Here is a 22,690-nt window from a genome sequence, read left to right on the forward strand (position 1 = left end):
CTCATTGTCTCACAAGGTGGGTGGCTCTATGCAGGGCGATCTGATAGCCGGTTACAGGATCGTCGCGTGGATCTCTTCTCCGAGTAGTTCCTTGATCTGATTTTTCTCATCCATGATGGCAACGCGCGGCTTATAGGTGCGAGCCTCTTCGTCGGTCATCATCGCATACGCAATAATGATGACGATATCGCCTTCCTGTACGAGCCTGGCAGCCGCTCCATTCAGGCAAATGACACCGCTGCCCGGCGCTCCCTCGATCACGTAGGTTTCCAGGCGGGCCCCATTGTTGTTATTGACAATTTGCACCTTTTCATTTGGTAAAATATCCAGCGCATCCAACAAATTTTTATCAATCGTAATGCTGCCTACGTAATTGAGATTGGCTTCGGTTACGGTGGCGCGGTGGATTTTTGCCTTCATCATCGTGCGGAACACAGGTAATTCCTCCCTTATCACTCGTGGATCTTAGATGTTTGTAATGAGATTGTCGATCAGTCTTGTATGGCCAAAACGGACCGCGAGCGCGATGATGATCGACTCTCCCGGTGTTCTCTGTTCAATAGGAGTTAAATCCGGATAGCGCAGCAATTCTACATAGTCAATGGACGCAAGAGGCATCGCAGCGATCATGTCGATAATCCGCCCACGAATCTCGGACAGGGCGACCCCTTCCCCAAGCCAAGACTTTGCCTGCTTCAAGCTTTGGGACAAAACCAATGCTTCCTTGCGCTGCTCTGGAGTCAAATACACATTTCGCGAGCTCATCGCCAGCCCGTCTTCCTCACGTACGATTGGGCAAGGAACGATCTGTACAGGCATGGACAAGTCATACGTCATCTGCGTGACGACTGCGACCTGCTGCGCATCCTTTTGACCAAAGAACGCGTAGTCAGGCTGTACAATCTGAAACAGCTTGGTCACGACAGTCGCTACCCCGTCAAAATGACCAGGGCGCGATTTACCGCACAGCTGCTCCGTAACATTGGATACGGAAATATTGGTCAAAATCGGTTTCGGGTACATCTCGCTGACCTCTGGCGTAAACAGCAGGTCTACGCCTGCAGATTGGGCCATTTGCCGGTCGTGTTCGATGTCTCGAGGGTACCGCTCAAAATCTTCGTTCGGACCAAATTGCAGCGGATTGACAAAAATACTCATGACCACGAGATCGCATTTTTCTCTCGCTGCTTTTACAAGACTCAGATGACCTTGGTGCAGGAAGCCCATCGTCGGTACAATTCCGATTGTTTTGCCCAGACGTCTTGCTTCCTTTATATGAACGCGCATTTCTGCAATGGTTGAGATCTGCTGCATGGTTTGAATCATTTGGTGGCCACTCCTTCGCCGTACAGCTGTTTGATGGTTTCCTCCGACGCGCGGAAGACGTGCTCGGGCGCAGGGAAGCTCCGTTTTTCCACATCTTGAACGTATCCCGCTACGGCTTCGCGAATCGTCTCTCCAATATCCGCATAGCGTTTGACAAACTTCGGTGTGATCGAGGACGCATAGCCGACTACATCGTGGAAGACGAGAACTTGACCATCGCAGGTCACACCCGCACCGATTCCGATTACAGGAATGTCCAATTTTTTCGCAATCATTCCCGTCACTTCCTCAGGAACACACTCCAGAACGATCGCAAAAATGCCGGCTGCCTGCAGAGCAAGTGCATCTTCCAACAGCTTCTGTGCTTGCTCCAGATCACGTCCCTGTACTTTATAGCCCCCTAGCTGATGAACCGACTGGGGCGTCAAGCCAATGTGACCTACCACGGGGATTCCTGCTTGTACACAGCGTGTAACCAATGGAGCCAGCTCTCGTCCGCCTTCCATTTTTACTGCTTTTGCAAAGCCTTCCTGCATGAGGCGTCCCGCATTTTTTACACCTTCCTCTACCGTTCCGTGATAGCTGAGGAAAGGCAGGTCTGCTACAACAAACGCTCTTTTTGCTGCACGGGTAACCGCTTTCGTATGATGGACCATATCCTCCATCGTCACAGGAATTGTCGAGTCATAGCCGAGTACGACCATCCCAAGCGAGTCCCCTACTAATATCATGTCCACTCCCGCTTCCTCGACCAGCTTGGCAGAAGGGAAGTCGTATGCTGTCATCATGGTGATGGGAATGCCCGCTTCTTTCTTCTTTCGGATGTCCGAAGTAGTGATTTGCTTAGTACCATTTGCCATCCTTTTCACCTCTGTACGCACCTAACCTGTGGGGCAAATGGAATCAAAAAACCTTCTCGCCGAAATCGGGAGAAGGTTGTCCATGCCAAAGAGACATTTAACGTCTTTTACGGATTCCTTCTGTCTCGGTCCACACAGGCTCTGAGCAGATTCTTGTCCATTCTTCATTCACTTAAGCTTTCGCAATAAGACCATAAATTACTCCGGGAGTACCGTTCACCACGTGATACAGCCTCCACTTTATGGAGTATAACAGAAGATTTACGGATTTGCACGATAATTGACGTCAGCGGAATACACTTTATGTACGACACCGGCCTGATCTTCCACCATTAGAACGCCTTCATCGTCAAGAGCGATGGCTCGTCCCTCGAGCCTTTGGGAAATCGTTTGCACATTTACCCAGCGGCCTATCGTGTAGGAATGAGCTTCCCACTCTTGTTTTACACGCCCGAACCCGTTCTCCAAGTAGTAATCGTACTCCTCTTCAAAAAAGCGGCAAAATTGCTGGATGAACGACGCACGCTTTAAGGATTGTCCCGACTCGATCCGCAGGGAAGTCGCGATCTTCGCCAGATCCTGTGGAAAGTCCTCCTCCACGCTGTTTGCATTGATGCCAATACCGATCACGAGATAGTTCACTCGATCCGATTCTGCGTTTAATTCGGTCAAGATTCCACAAACCTTTTTATCCCCAATAAATATGTCGTTCGGCCACTTGATTTTGACGGGAAGTCCCGTTTCTTCCCGAATGGTTCGAGCGACACTTACCGCAGTCAAAAGGGTCATTTGCGGCGTCTTTGGCAGCGGTATGGCAGGTCGGATGATCAAGCTCATCCAGATGCCCGTTCCTTTTGGCGAATGCCATGGACGCCCCAAGCGGCCTTTTCCGCCAGTCTGCAGCTCGGCCAAAACGAGAGTGCCCTCTTTTGCTCCGCGAGCGGCTGCTTCTTGTGCAAGCGGCTGTGTCGACACCACTTCATCGTGTGCGATAACCTGCTGTCCGATACGTTTTGTGTCCAGCCCGGCCGTGATCTCAGCTGCAGATAAACGGTCCGGTGCCGTCAGCAAGCGATAGCCGGATTTGCGAACGGCTTCAAATTCATAGCCGTCCTTTCGCAGCTCCTCGATATGCTTCCAAACCGCTGTACGCGAGCAGCCGCACGTCTGGCTTAATTCTTCTCCAGAGATGAACTCTCCAGGGTGATCATGAAAGGCTTTTAAAATGACCTGTTTAATATTCATTTCGTGCAACCTCTTTCTTTGCCGCCTCGAGCAAGTCTTCCGGTGTATTGGGCAAACCATGCAGGGCCACTTGAGACAAGAGGGTCGCAAGTGTACGCCAAATCCATTCACCCGGCTTCTTCTGCAGTGCGGTTTGCAAATCCAAGCCTGACACCGCAAGCTCTTTTATGGTTTTGATCGGCATCGCTTCATGCGCTTTGCGCAGCGTGAGAGCAAGCTCTTCGTCCTGTCTGTTCCACCAGCAGCCTTGCAGCAGTGCAGCCAAGTCGGTGCAAACCTCCCAGCCTGCCTCCAACAGCAATGGCCCCCACTCGATCGCTTTTGGCTCATCCCAACGCGGCTGTATTCGCAGGAGTAGCTCAACCAGAGTCACGCATGCTTCCGTTTCCTTTTTCGACATCCGCAGCTGCGTGCACACTTCACGGGCAGACGAGACGGATGAGCCCGCCGCATACATCAGCATGGCCCATTTCTGCGAGAGCGTTGTCAGATGCACGAGCCTCCAGGCATGATTCGTTGATTGGACGAACAATTGGGAAAGCAATGGCGAATAGTCCAGCAGCTTCGTCTCGCACAGTAACTGACAGCCCTTTTCCGGTGCAGCGCTCGCCAGCATTTTGTTCAGCTCTTCCCTGACTCGTTCGACCGCAATATGCGCCAATAACGGAGCTGTCTGCTTCATCGCATTTTGTGTATGCGCTTCTATCGCAAAGCCCAGCTGAGCGGAGAACCGAACCGCGCGCAGCAAGCGTAAGGCATCTTCCCGAAAGCGCTCTTCCGGATCACCAACGGCCCGCACCAGCTTCCTTGCCAGATCGTCACGTCCCGCAAAAGGATCCTGCAGGTGATCGCGCAGATCCATCGCCATGGCATTCATGGTAAAATCGCGCCGCTCAAGGTCTAGTCTCAGATCGTCCACAAATTGCACATCACTGGGCCTGCGATAATCTTCGTACTTGCCTTCAGTCCGGTAGGTCGTCACTTCAAAAAAGTGCCCGTCTATTTTCACAGAAACGGTCCCGTGCTTCAGCCCTGTAGGAACATGGTCGGGAAACAGACGGATGACGTCGCCAGGATGGGCATTCGTACATATATCTATATCATGCACGGGTCTTCCGAGCAGCCAATCGCGGACGCAGCCACCCACAAAATAGGCTTCAAAGCCATTTTCTTCCAAGGTTTGCAGTATCCGTATCGCTAGTGCTTTTCCCATGTAATCTCCCTCCATTTCCGTCCCGTCCGCCTACCAAAGGGGGTATTTCTGATGAAATTTTTGTACGGGTTATTTATATTCATCTCCAAGCTGCATCAGCTGACCAAAAGCAACCTGCCGCGATCATAAATATCCGTGCACGTCCTGCTGGCTCTACCCTTTCAGCAGCTGAGCGTAAAGCGCTTCATATTGGGATGTAATCGTATCATGGCAAAACGTTTCACACGAGCGGTGGATGCTGTTACGGGAGAAAGTCTCGTATAGCTCCTGGTTTTGCAAAAGCTGTACGGTTCCACTCGCCATCCCTGCTACATCGCCGATCTCGTACAAATAGCCCGTTTCGCCATCGAGTACGACTTCTGGCAGTCCACCTGCGACAGTTGCAACCACGGGGACTCCGCAAGCCATCGCTTCCAGCGCGACCAGTCCAAAGCTTTCCTTTGAAGAAGGAAGCAGCATGACATCCGCGAGGGAGAGCACTTCTGCCACATCCTCCTGTTTACCTAGGAAACAGACATCATCTGTCAAACCTTTCTCGGCAATCATCTGGCGAACGAGTCCCATTTCCGGGCCTTCCCCGATCAGCAAGAGACGAGACGGCATTTGTTCACGTACTTTGGCAAACACCTCAACAATATCTGGTACCCGCTTTACGGCACGGAAGTTGGAGATGTGCATCAAGATCTTTTCTCCGTTCGGAGCAAACTTTTTCTTCAGCTCACGAACATCCTTGGGGTAATACCTGCGTTTATCGACGAAGTTATAAACAGGAATGATTTCTTTATCCACGTGCAACAGCTCATGTGTCTGGTGAATCAGATCTTTGGATACCGCTGTCACCATATCGCTGCGCTCAATACCAAACCGGATCATGTCGCGCAGGTTGGAATCGTAGCCCAAGACCGTAATGTCGGTACCGTGCAAGGTCGTCATGATTTTCAAATGATCGCCGACCATCTGCTTCGCCAAAAAGGCGCACAAGGCATGGGGAACGGCATAATGAACATGCAGCAAGTCCAGCTTCTCATTTTTGGCGACCTGTGCCATACGATTTGCCAGTGTCAGATCATAGGGCGGATATTTAAAAACGTTGTAGTTGTTGACTTCGACTTCATGATAAAAGATGTTCGGGTGAAAGCTGCCCAAGCGAAATGGCATCCCCGAGGTGATAAAATGCACCTGGTGGCCCCGCTCTGCCAGTAGCTTCCCAAGTTCAGTGGCAACGACGCCAGATCCGCCAAGAGACGGATAACAGGTGATCCCGATGTTCATACCAGGGTGTCACTCCTTCTTACAGGTTAGCCAATACATAGGGTGTAGCGCTCATAAAGCCTTCCGCATAGGTCACGCCCGCTTGCTGTCCGAAAAGGCGCTCGCGGTACTCGACCATCTCCAAATACCCGTTCGTGAGCGGCGTTGTCACACTGCCTTCCTCCAGCTCGAACTGGCTGCGGTAGCATCGGAGCACCTCCATTTTCTCTGAATAAACGGAGGTCACATCGACGACTACCTGGGGAGTCACCGTAGAATTGATAAAGTAATACAGCAACTGGGTGGGACGATAAGCAGGTGGCGTTTGATCCGCCAGATACTTGCGAATTCCAGCAGAAAAGACCGCCTCTCGCACAATTCGGCTGACGCTCTCATGGTCAGGATGACGATCCTGATGATAGGGCGCCAGTACGATTTGTGGACGAGTCGTGCGAATCAGCTCCACCACTTTGCGAATCGCTTCCTCCTTGACCGCTTCCAATCCGCGATCAGGCAAGCCAAAGTTAAAACGCTCCACTACGCCAAGCAGTTTATCTGCAGCAGCGGCTTCTTGCTGACGGCGCTCCACATTTCCATTCGAGGAAAGTTCAGCGTATGTCAAATCCAGAATGCCGACACGCTTTCCTTGTTTGGCAGCCAACAGCAAGCTCCCGGATGCCCCAATTTCGACATCGTCGGGATGAGCGCCAATGGCCAAAATATCGAGTGAACTCATTCCTCATTCTCCTTATGTACTACCTCACGCCAATCCAGCTCGCCCCGCTGCAGCGCCTTCAGTACGATTTCAGCTGTACCGAGGTTTGTCGCGAAAGGAATCTTGTGCACATCACAGAGCCTCAAAAGTGCCGTGATATCCGGCTCATGCGGCTGGGAGGTCAGCGGATCACGCAAAAAGATGATGAGATCCATTTCATTGCGTGCAATCATGGCTCCAATCTGCTGATCCCCACCCAGCGGCCCTGACAAAACGCGGCTGACGGTAAGCGAAGTCGCTTCCATGATGCGCAGTCCCGTTGTTCCCGTGGCAACCAGCGTATGCTTCGCCAGGATGGACTCATAGGCCATTGCCAAGTGAACGATTTCCTCTTTTTTCCGATCGTGTGCGATTAAAGCAATTTTCACGCAAACCTCTCCCTTACTGTTCACTTGAGATCGACTTTTAAACGATCGTTTAATCTATCAAATGCTCCAAGCCATAGATCAGGCTGTTCATATTCACCACTGCCTTGATAGCCATATTGACGCCGGGCATGAACGATTCACGGCTGATCGAGTCATGACGAATGGACAAGGTTTGACCCACGGCACCAAAGAGAACCTCTTGATGGGCAACCATGCCTGGAAGTCTTACACTGTGGATGCGGTAGCCTTCGTATTCTGCTCCACGTGCCCCGGCGATGATTTCTTTTTCTTCCGGATGTCCTTGCTTCAGCTCTTCCCGTACCGCTGCAATCATCTCAGCCGTCTTCAAAGCTGTGCCACTCGGTGCGTCCAGCTTGCGATCGTGATGCAATTCGATGATTTCCACATGCGGCATGTATTTGGACGCCAATGCCGCGAATTTCATACACAGAATCGCACCAATCGCAAAGTTCGGTGCGATGATTGCTCCCAATCCTGCATCCCGATAGCGATCAGTCATTTCCTGCAACTGTTCAGGTGTCAATCCAGTCGTCCCTACAACAGGGCGAACACCGTACTGCAGACAAATTTCCATATGGCGATATACGCTATGCGGCGTCGTAAAATCCACCAGCACGTCCGGTTTCATTTCTTCCATTTGCAAGCGAATGGATTCCTCGTCGCCTCTCGTATCCAGATTTCCCGTGAAAATCAGCTGAGCATCTTCTCCCAGCATTTTTACTACTTCCTGACCCATGCGACCTTTGGCACCCGCCACTGCAACCCGAATCTGCTTCTCCATTATGATTGATTCTCCTCTATTCTTGTCCAGCGATCTTTATCGCGTGTATTAAATTTGTGCATAATACGATCAAACGCTTCTTGCATATCGATACCAAGCGAATTGGCGAAGCAGATCACGATAAAGAGCACGTCCCCAAGCTCTTCTTCCACCGTTTTCTCGCCTTCGTCACTCTTCTTTGGCTTCTCGCCATAGAAATGGTTGATTTCTCTTGCCAGCTCGCCTACTTCTTCTGTCATTCTCGCCATCATCGAGAGAGGGGAAAAGTAGCCTTCTTTAAATTGCGATATGTATTGATCCACTTCCTGTTGCATCTCTTGCATGGTCTTCTTCCGTTCCATCTTCTCACTCCTTTAGTCATGCTTCTCTCTTTCACTTATCGTAACCGAAAAGGCTCCGTTTGCCAAATCTCAATACTTCCGCTTTCCAGCATATGGACAATCAAATAAACGTTCCATTATAATGGCAATCGTATGGATTCAGGTAACAGGCGATTTACCTGCATTACAGGTCAATTGGGATCGCAAACATGACCGATTGGCGAACAGGAGGACTTTATGAATGTACGTTTTAAAAGCATCATTGCCATCATCATTGGTTCTGCCATCATGGGATTTGGCATCAACTCGTTTAACATTCCCAATCACCTTGCAGAAGGCGGAATAACGGGCATCAGCATTCTCATCAAGCTGCTGTTCCCAGTCGTGGATCAAGGGGTTGTCTTTTTAGTCTTAAACATCCCACTGTTTATTCTGGGGTGGAAGATTCTCGGCCGGACTTCTTTTTTCTATACCATTCTCGGTACCGTTTCCCTCTCTGTCTTTCTATCGGTCTTTGACGGCGTACTTCCGCTCCCGATGAACGATCGCTTGCTGGCATCCTTGTACGCCGGGGTCGCTGTCGGTGTAGGGCTGGGGATCATCTTCCGTTACGGAGGCACGACTGGTGGCGTAGACATCATCGCCCGCCTGCTGCAAAAATACATGGGGGTCAGCATGGGCCGCACCCTGTTTCTCGGTGATATTCTCGTCATTGGCGCTTCTCTCTTCTATTTGAACTTGGAGAGCGCGATGTACACACTGGTGGTCGTCTTCATCGCCGCACGGGTCATTGACTTCTTCCAGGACGGGGCCTATGCAGGAAAAGCTCTCACCATCATTTCGGAGAAAACCGACGAAATCTGCAAGCAAATCCTCGATCTGGGCCGCGGCGTAACCTTACTTTCCGGGAAAGGTGCATTCTCCGGTGAGTCCAAGCAAGTCATCTACGTTGTCGTCAGCCGCAACGAAGTGATGCGGTTTAAAAATATCGTTCAGGAAGTCGACCCGCACGCTTTCGTCATCGTCAACGATGTTCACGAAGTACTGGGTGAAGGCTTTACCTTGGATGAAAACAAGCAGCCGATTCAAAACTAACCCTTCTACTTACAGACGAAAGAGACGCGGGAGCAACTACCCGCGTCTTTTTGCTTTTGGCTATCCCCCGCCCTCTAGGCAGAACGGATTTCGCCGTCATATTTTTTCCAAGCAACATAGGACAAAGCGACCAGCAAAGCAATCCCGACCGACACCAGCATGACCATAGGCGAATCTGGCCTCATCATCAGTCTGGCAAAGGTACTTTTCTCTTCCCCGACAAATGCCAGCTGCATCGATCCATTCAAATCACGCAGTGCTTCCCGGACCAACTGCCAATCCATCTGGGCATTGCGCATTTCTTTGGAGATCACCTCATAGGCAGTCGTGATCGAATACATCTGGCTCTCGGGAAGCTGTATGCTCATTGCCGGCTTGATCACGAGGTACAACTGATAATTCTCGTCAAACTGCTCCCGAAACTGCGCGTAATTGCGCTCGACCGCAGATTGCTGCAAATTTTGCACCTGTGTCGCAAAGGAAGGATAGTAGCTTCTCCACATCGGCTGGTGCACGTGGGTCAAAGCATCTATGGCGACTCGCACTTGCGTCGCATGCCACAGTAGCTGTTGTTCACTCACGTTTGCAGAGGCAAAGCTTTGTTTCGCTGCGAGGATCGACTGGGTCACCGCATTGAGACTTTCAATCCGGATGGGGATCGGCAAATGCTGATTGGGGAACTGATCCGCCAATTGAACGAGTTGTTTCTGCGCGTTCTCCATGTCCCCTTTTTTCACATTTGACAAGAACTCATGTGCGATCTGATCGAGGGCAGCCAGCTGCTTCTCTTCTACTGGCTGATCCAGCTGTGAGTATAGATTGTGAATCGGCCAGGATAAAAACAAGCCAACACTCAAGAAAAAGAGCAAGTAGCGGATGTTTTTCTTCAACGCAAAAAACCTCCTTTCCCTTGTACAGACTATGGAAAGGAGGACAAGATTAGACCTTGTTTGTTGTATATTTGCTATTTACAAACCATATAACGGAAATGGAAATTAAACTGAGCAGAACGGTAAACAAGCCAACTATTCCTTCGTAAGGATCGAGTACACTCGGCAGCCACGGATGGATATTCATCACGTAATCTAGAAAGTCGTTGTTGAGTGTCCATAGAGCCGCAATCCCTACTGGCAATAAACTCAGCTTGTAAAATCGAGCGTATAATACAGATTCCACAGCCATACCCGCATGCGAGACGATTAGCATGATGTCCGTCCAACGCACTTCATTTCCCATCATCCATCCAGCCAAAATAATGCAGACCGCCCAGACACCGTATTTAAAATTGGTGATGCCAGCTAATGCTTCCAGTACAGGAATGTGGCGACCCAACAAATAGGTAAGTAGAACTAGCGCGAAAAGTCCGCTACCTGTCGGGCTATCCGGAACAAAAGGAGTTAAGAACGCAGGTGTTTCGGCCAATTGATTACCATACCAGACAAATCCGTATATGGTACCCAAGAAGTTGACAACAAAGAGCGTCCATAGAAACCATCTTTTCCCCAACGAATGCCTAAACCACTCCCACCAGATCATGATTATCGTCTCCCGCTGTGTACGCCGCTAAAGAAAAAGCTGACCTTTTCGTCAGCCAGCTTTTTCCCTATTAGCTTATTTCAAGCTTGCCATGTATTCAGCCAGCTTTTTGATTTCCGCTTCATCTTTAATCATACCGCCTGGCATTGCAGGTGGTTTACCGTTATGGATGATGTCGGCAATCTGAGTGGCATCGTATTTGCTACCGATTTTTTGAAGGTTAGGCCCCATGCCGCCTTCCATGTTTTTACCGTGGCATCCCATGCAGCTTGATTGCGCTTTCCAAACAGCGTCAGCGGTAAAGCTGGAATCAGCCGGAGCAGGTGCTGCTGCGCTAGATCCGCCGCTGCCACCGTGATCTCCACCCGCTTTGCTGGAAGAATGACTGAGGGAATGCTCATGGTCTGCAGCCCAAGTCAGATAGAATACGCCAACCAGTGCAGTCAGCATCAAGCCAGTTGCAACCGGGCGTTTGCTTGGACGACGTTCTTTGCTGGTATCCAACCAAGGAGCCAGCATCAAAGCACCAAAAGCGATACCAGGAATGATAATGGTTCCGAGGACTACCCAGTCACCGGATGCCCAAGGATACTTCAGCATTTGGTACAGGAACAGGAAGTACCAGTCTGGCAACGGTACGAATGAGGTATCATTCGGGTTTGCCTTGTCAGTCAACGGCGACGGGTGGGAAACCGTCAGCACGAGGAAGCCGACCAAGCAAACAGCTGCCACCATCCACTCTTTCAACAGGAAGTTCGGCCAGAAGGCTTCGGTTTTACCTGGGAAGTCAGAGTAAGATGGAGAAATGTTTGGGATGCGCTTCGCCGATACCCGTGAGTCTCCGACGAAGGTAGCATCTTTGTCTTGTTTAGCCATGCTATTTCCTCCTTAGTAATCGAAGACTGTTTATAGTGGACCGGAAATACCTTGAGCGCGAATCATTACAAAGTGAGCTCCAAGCAGGCCGAGAAGTGCACCTGGCAGGAAGAATACGTGGATCGCAAAGAAGCGAGAGAGTGTCTGCGCCCCTACGATGTCTCCACCAGTCAAGAGCATTTTTACATAAGGACCAATGAATGGAACGGAGTTTGCGATCTCCAAACCTACTTTGGTCGCAAAGTAAGCGGTGTTATCCCAAGGCAACAGATAGCCTGTGAAACCAAGGCCGAGCATCACGAAGAAGATCAGCATTCCGACAACCCAGTTCAGCTCACGAGGCTTTTTGTAAGCACCTGTAAAGAACACACGCAACGTATGTAGGAACATCATCACGATAACCAAGCTGGCTCCCCAGTGATGCATACCGCGTACGATTACCCCGAATGCTACTTCGTTCTGCAGGTAATTTACGGACTCATACGCATTGATGATGTCTGGTACATAGTACATCGTAAGAAACATACCAGACAAGATTTGAATAACGGTAATAAAGAACGTTAGGCCACCAAAGCAGTAAACGAAAGCGGAAAAATGATGTGCTGGGTTCACGTGCTCTGGTACTTCGTGGTCAGCCAAATCACGCCACATTGGAGTAATGTTCAGGCGCTCATCGACCCAGTCGTACATTTTCTGTAACATCTTAGCCTGTCACCCCCGGACGAGGATTTCCTTTTACTTTCCCCAGATACAGCTTTCCATCTTTTACTTCCGTCTCGTACTCATCGAGGGATACTGTCGGAGGCGTTCCCAAGATGTGTTCACCGTTAATGGTATAACGGCCCAAATGGCACGGACAGAAATACTGATTTGGATGTTCAGGACTGGTGTTCCAGTCTACTGTACAACCCAAATGCTTACAGATCGGGGACAGAGCGAGGATCTCACCCTTGTCGTTTTTGGTTACCCATGCAGACAGTGTAGACTCTGATTCATACCAACCGTCCTTGGTATGTACCTTAAATTCAACACGCTTTGGCTCGGCATTAAACTCATCCGGACTGCCAACTGCCACTTTATCTCCACCTGCATGTCCTTGTAGCAAGGGGTCAACCGCAAAGCGAATCATTGGAGTGATCATACCCGCTGCAAGGAACCCGCCAGTTCCCATCAGAGCGTAGTTCAAGAAAGTACGTCTGGACATTTCGCGTTTGTCGCCCATCTCTTTTTTTCCCTCCTTATCCTGTAAAATAGCGCAACGATGGCGTTTTCTCACACATACACTAGGTCAATCCCAATCATAGCTAACGACTTTTGAGATGTCAAGAATGTCCAGTGGACATGTCTTCGTCCAATCCCTACTAGGGAGGTGATTGTTGCCATTTTGTCAAAAATTACACCTTGTCCCTCCCGTTTTCCTGTAGTATTACCGGAAAACGCTTACTTTATTGAGACGTTCTTTGCTGCCAATGACGAATTATCTCTTTATATAAAACGTCGACGGTAACTTCAAAGCGCAAGGAAGATTCCAGATCTTCATCCCCTACCGGCAGCATGAGCAAATTTGACTTTTGTGCAGGTTCGACCGCGCGTATGCGATCGCCTCGGAAGTGAAGCAGCACACAGAAGTTGAATCCCTCCGGTGTCTGCTGAGCAAGCTGTTCTTCGGCAAAATGATAGCTAACCGGATAGAGCAGGACTCTTCCTTTCAGCTTCTGCTCGATCGCTGCCGCTACATTCAGCAGGTAGTTCATCCGCCATGCATGCTCGGAAACTTCTTTTCCTTCCCGGTACAAATAAATAGGGAGAAGTGCGGTGTCTACAAAGCCCCGCAGCTCCTCCCAGTTTTCCAATTCATTCACATTCCACTGCATAAGGTCGTCTCCTCTTCCATCACGTAGATTCTGGAAACTAGCGTACCATGAATCTGTGGAGACTGGCAAATGCCAGGACGACACGATTGCCTTACGCTTGCTCGTACGCCATGATTTCCTTGAGCTCATCGGTCAGGCGCAGGAATACCTCTTTGTCTTTCGCAGCCAAAGCTTCGTCAATTTCCTGATACAATGTACGCTTCCGATACTGGCGCATCTGCTCGTCGATAACCATCTCGGACAGCAGTCCGGACACCATTTGATTGTTTGTTCCGTACGCGTTGGAATAGAAATTTGGCCACTCCATACCCATCCCTCACTTCAATAAAATAGTCGTTTCCGTAAAGCCATTGTATTTGCGAAGCCATGTCTGGCTAGCATACGTCGCGGTGTACATCCACTGCTCATTCTCATCCTGGCCAACACGCAGCAGACCGAGATGAACCATCATCTTGCACACGCGATTCACCAAAATATCGACAGGTGAATCGTAGTAAAACTCTTTGATCCATGGCAGAAGCGTGTCCATCAATCCTTGCTGGGTTACCCAGCCTCCAGAAGCGATTAACGGGATCAGCTGGACCAGCATCGGCAAGTTGGGAATCGCCCGCTTGTACAGTCTCATCCAGAAACGGATCAGATCGTGATAGTGCTGATCCTCGTACGAAAGCTGCAAGCGCTCATTTCCTGCTTCCGTAATAGCCACTCTTCCGCCCGATTCGTCTATCCATTTATGGAAGTAACAAAAATCGTAGAGCAAGGAGAAGCGATCCGGGTACAGGTCAAAATGCAGGCCGTAGCCAAAACGCCATTTTTGCGGCTGCAATGTTTCTTCTTTCACATGCAGAAACTGAAACAGTTGCTGCTGATGACGCTTGTACATCCCTCCCTCAGCCGTCAATGGAACAGGTTCCCTCTGAAGGAATTGTAAAAATTGCATGATATCGTCGCAAAGGGCAGTCCCTTCGTCTCGATACGCCTCTGGTCCTGATAAAATCAGCGCTTGCTGCGTTCGCCTTTTTTCCAGCCAGCCATGCAAATACGGCTCTCGGATGTCCAATGGAATCTGGTATTGACCCACCGTCTTACTCTTCGCAGGAAAGATCCAGCCTCGCCGCATCGCTGCCGCAATATAGCGCCTCGCTTCTTCCTGCTTCTTTTCCTTGCTGCTCTCGAGGACGATCCCCGCCTTTGCCATTAAATCCTCCAAAGACATGACCGTGCGCTTATCGAGAAACAGCAGCAACATAAAATGCGTTTCTTCTTTTGAAAGCTGTTCGACTTCCTGCGAAATGGTCAACCTGTGCCTCAGACTCGACAGTAGTGAGGTGATCAGTTCGTTTTTGGAATGAGGGTTGCATTCGCATCCGTAATGGTTGGCAATCTGATGGAGCTGCCGGATATCGGTGTAGACCAAGATCTCAGCTAAGTTCATCTTGCATCCCTTCTTTACGATGACTTACTTGTATCCCTCATTCTTGCCAATAAGCGGAAAAATAAACAGGAAGCCACAAGTGTGACTTCCTGTTTTCTTCCCAGCTTTTGTTATTCTTCCTCGGACTGTTCATCCCACAAATCGTGCAGCTGTTGGTATTCCTTCGCTTCCTCGTAGCGCCCAGCCTGAGTGAGGAGGGCAATGAGTCTGCGAATTTGGTCCAAATCGAAGCCGGATAACGAAACATACTGCTTCAAGGAATCGATCGCTTTTTCTGTACGGCCAAGCGATAGCTGGATATCTGCAGCCAGCGGATACGCGGCCACGTATTCTTCATCCAATGCCTGCAATTGATTGATCAGCTCGGAAGCCTCATCCAGACGTCCCAGATGGAACGCCATCATTCCTGCTCCATAGAGCACCTCTGGAGAATGGTCGAGGACAAGTGCCTGACGGAAGACTTGATAAGCTTGCTCAAACTGCCCACTCTGTGCCAGTGAGCGGCCCTTGATCATGAGCAAGGAAAGGCTCTCCTCCCCTGCCTGCTCCAGTACCTTCATCGCTTTATCGTCTTCACCGATGCGGAAGTACAGATTGCCCAATGCCGCAAGCAAATCTTGATTCTCCGGCTCTTTTTGACGTGCCTGCTCCAGGTATTTCACCGCTACTTCATCCAGATCCTGAAGCGAGTAAAGATCCGCTAACAGCAAGTCGAGCTGAATGCTTTCGTAACCAGACTCTTTGCACTCATAAAGAAGATGCTGCGCTGTCTCAAAATCGCTGGAATCAAGTGCGATCTCCGCCAGCAGCATTTGACATTCACGGCGCAGGGATGGCTCCATGCCCGGATTTTTTTCCATGACTTCTGTTAGGAGCGCTGACGCCTCTTCCAAATGACCGAGTCGGTACCAGACCTCAGCCAAATACATCATGACATCAGGCAAGTCTTTGCCATGCTCTTGTACTTTTTGCAGAGCGGTTAGTCCGAGCTCCACTTCATCATTCTCGATCCGTTTTACTGCTTCGTCTATGACATATAGCCATTTTTTCGGCATTACTGCTCACCTCATATGTAAAGTTACGCGGATGCTATCATCCGATGTAGAGCTACAAAAGACCGTCCGAGGACGGTCTTCTTTTCTTTGATCATATACCATTATGCCCGCGTAAGCCAGCTCATTGTGATAACCGTTATGAGAATTCCAAAAACACTGAGCACAATGCTGTAGTTGGGTTTGCCCAAATCACTAGAGTTCGGCTTTCCATCCAGTGGCTGGATCGACGCTGTCGCATTGGCAAGCGGGTCATCCGCTGAAATCGGAGTCTGCGCCTCTACCACATACGTACCATCGTCTGTTTGCATGGAGGACGAAATCACCTGTGCTTTCGGTGAGTTCATCGCCATCACTTCTCCGTTGATCACCAAAGAATTGGCTTCTTCTGTAGAACTTGTGTCCAGGTACAAGGTGAACGTGAACAGCATCAGCAGCGCTACCGCCACGCTAGCGCTCATGCGGCGCATTCTCGCTGTCACGCTAAAGATTTTCCGACCAATCGGAATCGCCCACTTCTCCTCGGAGAGAATCCTGGCCATGACCGCGTCCACGATGGAACGAGAAGGAGTCACATTGTGGTACTCTTCTTTGTCCATCTTCATCCATTCACCACTGTCTGTCCACATCTCGTAATCCGCCCGACAGGCAAGACAGCTCGCCATGTGATTGTCCACACGTCGCTTTGTGACTTCAGGTAACAGATTGTCGGCGTATTCAGGTAAAATTTCCTGAACTTCTTCACATCTCATCATCGATTCATCCCTTCAGCTTCATCCAAATGAGGGTCCAGGATGTAGGTCTCCAACTGACCTCTAATACTTTGCCGAGCGCGGAACAATAGCGATTTCACAGAGCTGACCGTCAAATCAAGGATGGTCGCAATCTCCGTGTAATCCATTTGTTCATACTCTCGTAATATAAGGGCAGAACGCTGTTTTTCAGGTAGACTATTGATTGCCTGTCTGACCATCAATTCGCGTTCATTTCGCAGCAAAACCTGTTCCGGCAGCGCTTTGGCTGATGCTACAGGAACTTGCAGCGTATCATCCAAATACACGTCCGAATTACGGCTTTTGCGCAGCTCACTCAATACGGAGTTGCGGGCAATGGTATAGAGCCAAGTCGAAAAGGTCGCCTCTACATCTCGGAAAGAATGAATGCTTTTATACGCCTTGTAAAACGTCTCCTGACAGATATCCTCTGCGATATGTTCCAGATGTGCCTGACGCAGTAAATGAGTGACAAAGGAGAGGATCTTTTTCTCATATCGACGAATCAGTTCAGCATAGCATTCCAGATTACCTTCTTTAATATCTCGGATAAGCTGGGAATCGGTCATGATCAGGATTACCTCCTTGCGATTCCGATCCCTAGCTGCCTTTGCATAATTAGACAGCTGGGGATGTAAAAAGTTGCGCGTCTCTACGATTCTTTTTCTCGATAGTTAGCCGGAATCCTTCACGAAAAAACCCCCATTTATGGGGTTAAATGACATATGTGTAGGGTTTGGTGTCGAATAACCACCGCCCCATGCCTACTGTAGAACAAAATCGCGAATCTCGATATATCCACTTACCGTTCGACATAACAGATGTTGGAAGTTGCGTTTCACTAAAATTGAGAATAGTGGAAACATCAGACTTTGTCAACCAATTTTCCTTTTTCAGGAAAACAATATCTGCATCTGATCCCGGGAGCAAGCTCCCTTTTCTCGGGTATAGCCCGATGGCTTTGGCGACATTTGTCGAAGCCAGACGAACTAACAGGCAGAGCAGTTCCTCATGATACCACCATCGCTTGCGCAAATCAATCTGAACATCATGCAAGGGCGCGAGAAACGGCAAAGACCGAAACCAGTTTCGGTGCAGCAGGCGCATCCCTCGATCTGTCCATTCCCTTTTCAAGCGAAATAGATGGTAGTAAGGATCATAGCCCTCCATATCCAGCTCTGTAGTGGACTGGGTTATAACTGTTCGCAGCTTCCAATGCTTCGTCGCCTCCAGCCAGGCTCTCAGCAAACGCTCCTTTTGATCCTTTGTCACGCTGCCTGTCGTCAACTGTAAATGGAGAATCGATTTATTTGACGTATGAAGTTGCGATATCGTTTCCCAATCTACGCTGGAAATTTCTTCTGGAGCTCGTCCCGTTATTTGCAGGGCCGGATAACCGTATTTCTGCCACCTGGAAACCTCTTTCGGCTTCAGCTGACTGATGTCCAGTCCCACATGCCAGACATAATCAATCAAGCTGTTGAAATGCGCAGTCTGCTGATAACGGACCTGGGCGAGGTTCATCCACGCATCGGGATAAAAGGTATCAACGAGGCTTGTACAGCCCATTTTTATCAAGGAGTGCATGCTCTCTAGGTAGACACCACGATCTCGAATTCGATAATAGGGAGTGTGTGGCATAGCGATAAAGCCCGGAAGCAAATACATCCCGGAGACATCTACTTCGCTGGGTGATTGCCCGTATGTAGTCTTGAGGAGGGTATCTTTCGCGACTCGCGTTATTTTTCCGTCTACGATCCAAACATCAGCTTCCTGTGCGCCATAAGGTGAAACGACTGTTCCACCACGAAGAATCATTTCCTCCAGCGACATTGCTCGTCCTCCTCTCGATCCCCACGTCGAGATGCCGATTTGTACGAGCATATGCGCGAATCAGGCAAAAAGTACAAAAAAATACCGTCGTTGATGTAAGCGCATTCAAACGACGGTAGCACCACTGTGCTTTTTATATTGGATAGGAGTGGAGAGAAACCATACTGTAGTTTTATAATAAACGGAATGTAAGCGCTTGTCAAATCATTTTCGCTAAAAATAGGATCTTCAGACATATTTTTTTACTGGGAAGATTTGTTCGGCTTTCAAACGATTCTCTACCTGCACAGAAAACTTGGCTGTATTCGAAAACGCAGCTCCACCTTGCTTTATGGCGCTGTACAAGCAAAAAATCCGCACGTCCCCATGCGGATTTTTCCTGTCTCTTCTATTTACTGATTTGCTCAAGCAGTTCAGCGAAGCCTGGGAAGGATACATTGATCGCTTCCTCATTTTCGATGATGGTTTCACCGCGAGCTGCAAGGCCAGCAATCGCCATAGCCATCCCGATACGATGATCTCCCATACTGTCGATCGTTGCCCCTGTTAGCGCTGTTTCCCCTTCAATGATCATCCCATCGTCCGTTGGAGTCACCTGGGCACCGAATTTACTCAGCTGACCTACTACTGTCGCGATCCGATCCGTTTCCTTTACCTTCAGCTCCTCGGCATCCCGAATCACCGTTTTTCCCTTTGCCTGCGTGGCCATTACAGCAATCACAGGGATTTCATCAATCAGACGAGGGATAATATCACCCGCGATCTCGGTGCCATGAAGCTGAGAATGCTTGACCAGTAAATCTGCGACCGGCTCTTCATTCACTACGCGCTCATTTACCAGCTGTAGGTCTCCACCCATCTGCTGTACGACATCAATGATTCCCGTACGGCTCGGGTTGATCCCTACGTTTTCAATCAAGAGAGAGCTGCCTGGCACCATCATCACAGCAGCAATCAGAAAAGCTGCCGAGGAAATATCCCCTGGCACCTGAATCGCACGTCCTTTCAGCTCTTGTCCACCCTCTACCGATACGGTAAGTCCGTCGCGTACGACATGCACGCCAAAAGCTTGCAGCATACGTTCTGTATGATCACGAGACAAGTGAGGCTCCGTGACGCTCGTGACACCCTTTGCCTGCAAGCCAGCCAGTAAAATTGCGGATTTCACTTGGGCACTCGCTACAGGAGATTGGTAGGCAATTCCTTGGAGGTCTCCCCCGCGGATCGCCAGTGGAGTAAACTCTCCGTCTTTTCGCCCGTCAATTTTGGCACCCATTTGACGCAGCGGTCCAATCACACGACGCATCGGTCTTTTCGCGATGGACTCGTCCCCTTCCATGACTACGTGAAAAGGCTGTGTGGACATAATCCCGGACATCAGACGAATCGTGGTACCGGAGTTGCCGACATCCAGCCGCTCCGCTGGCTCCTGCAAGCCATACCAGCCTTTCCCGTGTACGGTTACTTTATCTCCCTGCTGCTCGATCTGGATACCCATCCGGCGAAAACAACTAATTGTGCTAAGGCAATCCGCTCCAGGCAGAAATCCTTCGATCGTCGTCGTGCCCTCTGCCAAAGATCCGAACATAACTGCCCGGTGAGAAATCGATTTATCTCCTGGAACTCGAACGGTTCCTTGAATTGTATTAGCTTGACGTACGCGAAGCACTGTTCCACTCCCCTTTTTTCTCATGACAGTCATGCTGTGAAGCGTCTTCGTTGTAAAGTCTGATTATAGTAAAAAACCCCTTGCTTACTGCCCGCTGCCTTTCTGTTCCTACACTCGCTTATAAACGTTGTAGTCGAAGTAACGAAGCAGCTCCTCGCCTTTTTCCATTTCAGACTGCGATTGGAACGTGATACGCAAGGCTCCGTATATATCTTCACGCGTCTCCCGAATCTGCAGGTTGATAATATTGATCTGCCTGGCACCCAGAAGTGTCGTGATTCGTCCGATCTCACCCGGATGGTCGGGAATATCGATATACAAATCGTATAAAGGCGGCAGCGCCCCCGCTTTACGCTCAGGCAGCCCATCGCGAAAATCGCGCGCTGTCTGGAAAAATTGCTCGATTCGATCTGCATCGCCCGCTTTGACCAGGTCCATGACTTCTTCCAGCGCATTCGCCCAATCCTTGGCGATCTTTAATAGAGGCTCGCGATTTTGCAGCAAAACATCTCGCCACATTCGTGGATTACTCGAAGCGATACGGGTAATATCACGGAACCCCCCGGCTGCCAACCGAGCATGCCACCCGTCTTCCCCGTCGTAGCCTGCTACCAGATTGACGAGTGCCGATGCGAGCACGTGAGGGAAATGACTGACTGCCCCTACTACTTGGTCATGCGTCTCAGGGTCCATTTGCACAACTTTTGCTCTTGTCAGAGACAAAATGTCCGCTAAACGATTGACCTGCTGCTCGGAAGTTCCCGCAGAGGGAGTCAAAACGTAGTAGGCATTTTCCAGGAGGCGGTCCGAAGCTGCTTCTACGCCGGACTTATGCGATCCTGCCATTGGATGGCCCCCGATAAAAGTCACATGGGGAGGAATCACTTTGAGCGCTTCTCGTACAATCTCTGCTTTCGTACTGCCAACATCCGTCACAATCACATCGGATTGAAGCTCCAAGCCATCGAGCATTCGGAGGGTGGAGAATATCTGTTCTACAGGTGCTGCTAGGAAAATGATGTGGGCCTCTCTGACAGCTGTTTGCAAATCTGTCGTACCCGCGTGGATGACGCCCAACGTCAGAGCCTTGTCCAGCCGATCTTGTCTCACGTCATACCCGACAACCCGAATCTCGGGGTCGCGACGCATTGACAAGGCGATTGACCCGCCAATCAGCCCAACACCTAGTACTGCAATGGTGGTTTTTTTCATTTTGACTTCTCGATCCTTCCTGCTTGCGTGTAGACAAAGATGCCGGGGGTGTCCCGGCATCTTCTATGATTATTTCAATGCGCCTGTGACGATTTCCTTCAGAACGGCAAGAACCTTCTCATTTTGCTCCGGCGTACCAATTGTAATGCGTTGGTAGCCCGGATGGCCGAGTGCATTCCCGGAGCGGAGAATGATCCCCTTGCTCAAAAACTTCTTGAATACTTCGTCCGAATCCTGGTTCAGGTTCACCAGAATGAAGTTTGTTTGAGACGGGAAGTAGTCAAGACCCCATTCTTCAAAAGCATCCGTGTATTGCTTCATGCCTTCGCGGTTGAGCTCGCGGCATTTTTTCACGAAGTCTTGATCGTGAAGAGCGGCACGTGCTGCTACTTGGCCCAATGCTCCTGTGTTAAACGGCTCACGAACATGCTCCAGTTGAGAGACGAGCTCTTCGGATGCAATTCCGTAGCCCACACGCATGGTAGCCAGTCCGTAAATTTTGGAGAATGTGCGCAGGATGATCAGGTTTGGATATTCCGCCAGCATCGGAATGGTTTGCGGATATTCTGGATCTACTACGTACTCGTAATACGCTTCGTCCAAAACAACGAGCACGTCTTTCGGAACTTTTTTCAAGAAGGCTTCCAGTTCCGTTGTCGTTACGATCGTACCCGATGGGTTGTTCGGGTTGCACACCCATACAACGCGCGTCTGTTCGTTAATAGCCGCAGCCATTGCTTCGAGATCGTGAACGCCATTTTTCAAAGGAACTTCGATCAGCTCAGCACCTTCAATAATAGCATTGGAGCGATATTGTGAAAAAGTCGGCGATGCCATCACGGTATTCGTACCTTCGCTCAAATACGCGCGAGAGATCATCAACAGACTTTCATCTGATCCATTTCCGAAAATCAACTGACCCGGTTTTACTCCGAGGAATTCAGCCAAATCCCAACGAAGATTCAGGCTCGCACCGTCCGGATACAAAGCCAAATTGTCCAAATGAGCAACGATTGCCTCTTTTGCCTTTGGCGATGAGCCATACGGGTTTTCGTTAGACGCCAGCTTGATGACTTCGGTCAACCCGTATTCCCGTTTGACATCATCGATCGGTTTGCCGGGTTGGTATACTGGCGCATTCAAAATTCGTTGCTTCGGTTGCATCTACATTTCAC

The 22,690-nt window shown here is 49.8% G+C and carries 26 protein-coding genes; 1 reads left to right on the plus strand and 25 read right to left on the minus strand.

Annotation, left to right across the window (positions count from 1 at the left end; all coding sequences use genetic code 11):
• Positions 1-51 precede the first annotated feature (51 nt).
• From panD to EDM59_RS07665, 10 genes are all read right to left on the minus strand, one after another.
• On the minus strand, positions 52-435 hold the full coding sequence (gene panD / locus EDM59_RS07620) for an aspartate 1-decarboxylase (protein ID WP_092272259.1): 384 nt from the start codon (positions 433-435) through the stop codon (positions 52-54).
• A gap of 30 nt (positions 436-465) precedes the next feature.
• Entirely contained in the window at positions 466-1,326 is an 861-nt protein-coding gene (gene panC / locus EDM59_RS07625; RefSeq protein ID WP_122923040.1) for a pantoate--beta-alanine ligase, read from the minus strand.
• Positions 1,323-2,186, minus strand: a complete 864-nt coding sequence (gene panB / locus EDM59_RS07630) for a 3-methyl-2-oxobutanoate hydroxymethyltransferase (RefSeq protein ID WP_122923041.1) — start codon at positions 2,184-2,186, stop codon at positions 1,323-1,325. The genes panC and panB overlap by 4 nt, the downstream gene beginning before the upstream one ends.
• Before the next feature lie 261 nt (positions 2,187-2,447).
• Positions 2,448-3,431 carry a biotin--[acetyl-CoA-carboxylase] ligase gene (locus tag EDM59_RS07635; RefSeq protein WP_122923042.1) on the minus strand — a complete coding sequence of 328 codons (984 nt, stop codon included), beginning with the start codon at positions 3,429-3,431 and terminating at the stop codon, positions 2,448-2,450.
• Entirely contained in the window at positions 3,421-4,644 is a 1,224-nt protein-coding gene (locus EDM59_RS07640) for a CCA tRNA nucleotidyltransferase (protein WP_122923043.1), read from the minus strand. Before EDM59_RS07640 ends, EDM59_RS07635 begins: the two co-directional genes overlap by 11 nt.
• Positions 4,645-4,797: 153 nt before the next feature.
• A complete protein-coding gene (bshA, locus tag EDM59_RS07645) occupies positions 4,798-5,916 on the minus strand; it encodes an N-acetyl-alpha-D-glucosaminyl L-malate synthase BshA (RefSeq protein ID WP_122923044.1) in 1,119 nt (372 codons plus the stop codon).
• 19 nt (positions 5,917-5,935) lie between these two features.
• A complete protein-coding gene (bshB1, locus tag EDM59_RS07650) occupies positions 5,936-6,631 on the minus strand; it encodes a bacillithiol biosynthesis deacetylase BshB1 (RefSeq protein WP_122923045.1) in 696 nt (231 codons plus the stop codon).
• Entirely contained in the window at positions 6,628-7,038 is a 411-nt protein-coding gene (locus EDM59_RS07655; RefSeq protein ID WP_092272237.1) for a methylglyoxal synthase, read from the minus strand. The genes bshB1 and EDM59_RS07655 overlap by 4 nt, the downstream gene beginning before the upstream one ends.
• Positions 7,039-7,087: 49 nt before the next feature.
• A complete protein-coding gene (gene dapB, locus EDM59_RS07660; RefSeq protein WP_122923046.1) occupies positions 7,088-7,840 on the minus strand; it encodes a 4-hydroxy-tetrahydrodipicolinate reductase in 753 nt (250 codons plus the stop codon).
• Positions 7,840-8,181, minus strand: a complete 342-nt coding sequence (locus tag EDM59_RS07665; protein ID WP_092272232.1) for a nucleotide pyrophosphohydrolase — start codon at positions 8,179-8,181, stop codon at positions 7,840-7,842. Before EDM59_RS07665 ends, dapB begins: the two co-directional genes overlap by 1 nt.
• 216 nt (positions 8,182-8,397) lie before the next feature.
• Here EDM59_RS07665 and EDM59_RS07670 point away from each other — a divergent pair, with 216 nt between their 5' ends.
• Positions 8,398-9,255 carry a YitT family protein gene (locus EDM59_RS07670; protein WP_122923047.1) on the plus strand — a complete coding sequence of 286 codons (858 nt, stop codon included), beginning with the start codon at positions 8,398-8,400 and terminating at the stop codon, positions 9,253-9,255.
• A 74-nt stretch (positions 9,256-9,329) separates the two neighbouring features.
• On the opposite strand, the gene EDM59_RS07675 is transcribed toward EDM59_RS07670, so the two are convergent.
• From EDM59_RS07675 to hisC, 15 genes are all read right to left on the minus strand, one after another.
• A complete protein-coding gene (locus EDM59_RS07675) occupies positions 9,330-10,145 on the minus strand; it encodes a sporulation protein YpjB (protein ID WP_122923048.1) in 816 nt (271 codons plus the stop codon).
• 49 nt (positions 10,146-10,194) lie between these two features.
• Positions 10,195-10,791, minus strand: coding sequence for a DUF1405 domain-containing protein (locus EDM59_RS07680; RefSeq protein WP_092272222.1), 597 nt, complete (start codon positions 10,789-10,791; stop codon positions 10,195-10,197).
• A 75-nt stretch (positions 10,792-10,866) separates the two neighbouring features.
• Positions 10,867-11,667: a menaquinol-cytochrome c reductase cytochrome b/c subunit gene (locus EDM59_RS07685; protein ID WP_122923049.1), complete on the minus strand. Its 801-nt coding sequence runs from the start codon at positions 11,665-11,667 to the stop codon at positions 10,867-10,869.
• Positions 11,668-11,697: 30 nt separating this feature from the next.
• A complete protein-coding gene (gene qcrB, locus EDM59_RS07690) occupies positions 11,698-12,369 on the minus strand; it encodes a menaquinol-cytochrome c reductase cytochrome b subunit (RefSeq protein ID WP_092272216.1) in 672 nt (223 codons plus the stop codon).
• A gap of 1 nt (position 12,370) precedes the next feature.
• Positions 12,371-12,889 (minus strand): Rieske (2Fe-2S) protein, encoded by a 519-nt coding sequence (locus tag EDM59_RS07695; RefSeq protein ID WP_092272214.1) that lies wholly within the window; start codon positions 12,887-12,889, stop codon positions 12,371-12,373.
• A 223-nt stretch (positions 12,890-13,112) separates the two neighbouring features.
• Positions 13,113-13,541, minus strand: a complete 429-nt coding sequence (locus EDM59_RS07700) for a DUF2487 family protein (protein ID WP_122923050.1) — start codon at positions 13,539-13,541, stop codon at positions 13,113-13,115.
• Between the two features lie 91 nt (positions 13,542-13,632).
• Positions 13,633-13,848 (minus strand): IDEAL domain-containing protein, encoded by a 216-nt coding sequence (locus EDM59_RS07705; RefSeq protein ID WP_092272208.1) that lies wholly within the window; start codon positions 13,846-13,848, stop codon positions 13,633-13,635.
• A 9-nt stretch (positions 13,849-13,857) separates the two neighbouring features.
• Complete coding sequence (locus EDM59_RS07710) at positions 13,858-14,976, minus strand: hypothetical protein (protein WP_122923051.1); 1,119 nt, start codon at positions 14,974-14,976, stop codon at positions 13,858-13,860.
• Positions 14,977-15,086: 110 nt separating this feature from the next.
• The gene (locus EDM59_RS07715; RefSeq protein WP_122923052.1) at positions 15,087-16,031 is read right to left on the minus strand and encodes a tetratricopeptide repeat protein; all 945 of its coding nucleotides are present in this window, start codon (positions 16,029-16,031) and stop codon (positions 15,087-15,089) included.
• Between the two features lie 101 nt (positions 16,032-16,132).
• Complete coding sequence (locus tag EDM59_RS07720) at positions 16,133-16,783, minus strand: zf-HC2 domain-containing protein (protein WP_122923053.1); 651 nt, start codon at positions 16,781-16,783, stop codon at positions 16,133-16,135.
• Positions 16,780-17,370: an RNA polymerase sigma factor gene (locus EDM59_RS07725; protein ID WP_092272197.1), complete on the minus strand. Its 591-nt coding sequence runs from the start codon at positions 17,368-17,370 to the stop codon at positions 16,780-16,782. The genes EDM59_RS07720 and EDM59_RS07725 overlap by 4 nt, the downstream gene beginning before the upstream one ends.
• A gap of 145 nt (positions 17,371-17,515) precedes the next feature.
• Positions 17,516-18,634, minus strand: a complete 1,119-nt coding sequence (locus EDM59_RS07730) for an amidohydrolase family protein (RefSeq protein ID WP_122923054.1) — start codon at positions 18,632-18,634, stop codon at positions 17,516-17,518.
• 388 nt (positions 18,635-19,022) lie between these two features.
• Entirely contained in the window at positions 19,023-20,303 is a 1,281-nt protein-coding gene (gene aroA, locus EDM59_RS07735) for a 3-phosphoshikimate 1-carboxyvinyltransferase (RefSeq protein WP_122923055.1), read from the minus strand.
• A 108-nt stretch (positions 20,304-20,411) separates the two neighbouring features.
• Positions 20,412-21,515, minus strand: coding sequence for a prephenate dehydrogenase (locus EDM59_RS07740; protein ID WP_122923056.1), 1,104 nt, complete (start codon positions 21,513-21,515; stop codon positions 20,412-20,414).
• Positions 21,516-21,584: 69 nt separating this feature from the next.
• Positions 21,585-22,679, minus strand: a complete 1,095-nt coding sequence (gene hisC, locus EDM59_RS07745) for a histidinol-phosphate transaminase (RefSeq protein ID WP_122923057.1) — start codon at positions 22,677-22,679, stop codon at positions 21,585-21,587.
• Between the last annotated feature and the right edge of the window lie 11 nt (positions 22,680-22,690).

This window comes from Brevibacillus nitrificans (assembly GCF_003710965.1).
Taxonomy (GTDB): Bacteria; Bacillota; Bacilli; order Brevibacillales; family Brevibacillaceae; genus Brevibacillus; species Brevibacillus centrosporus.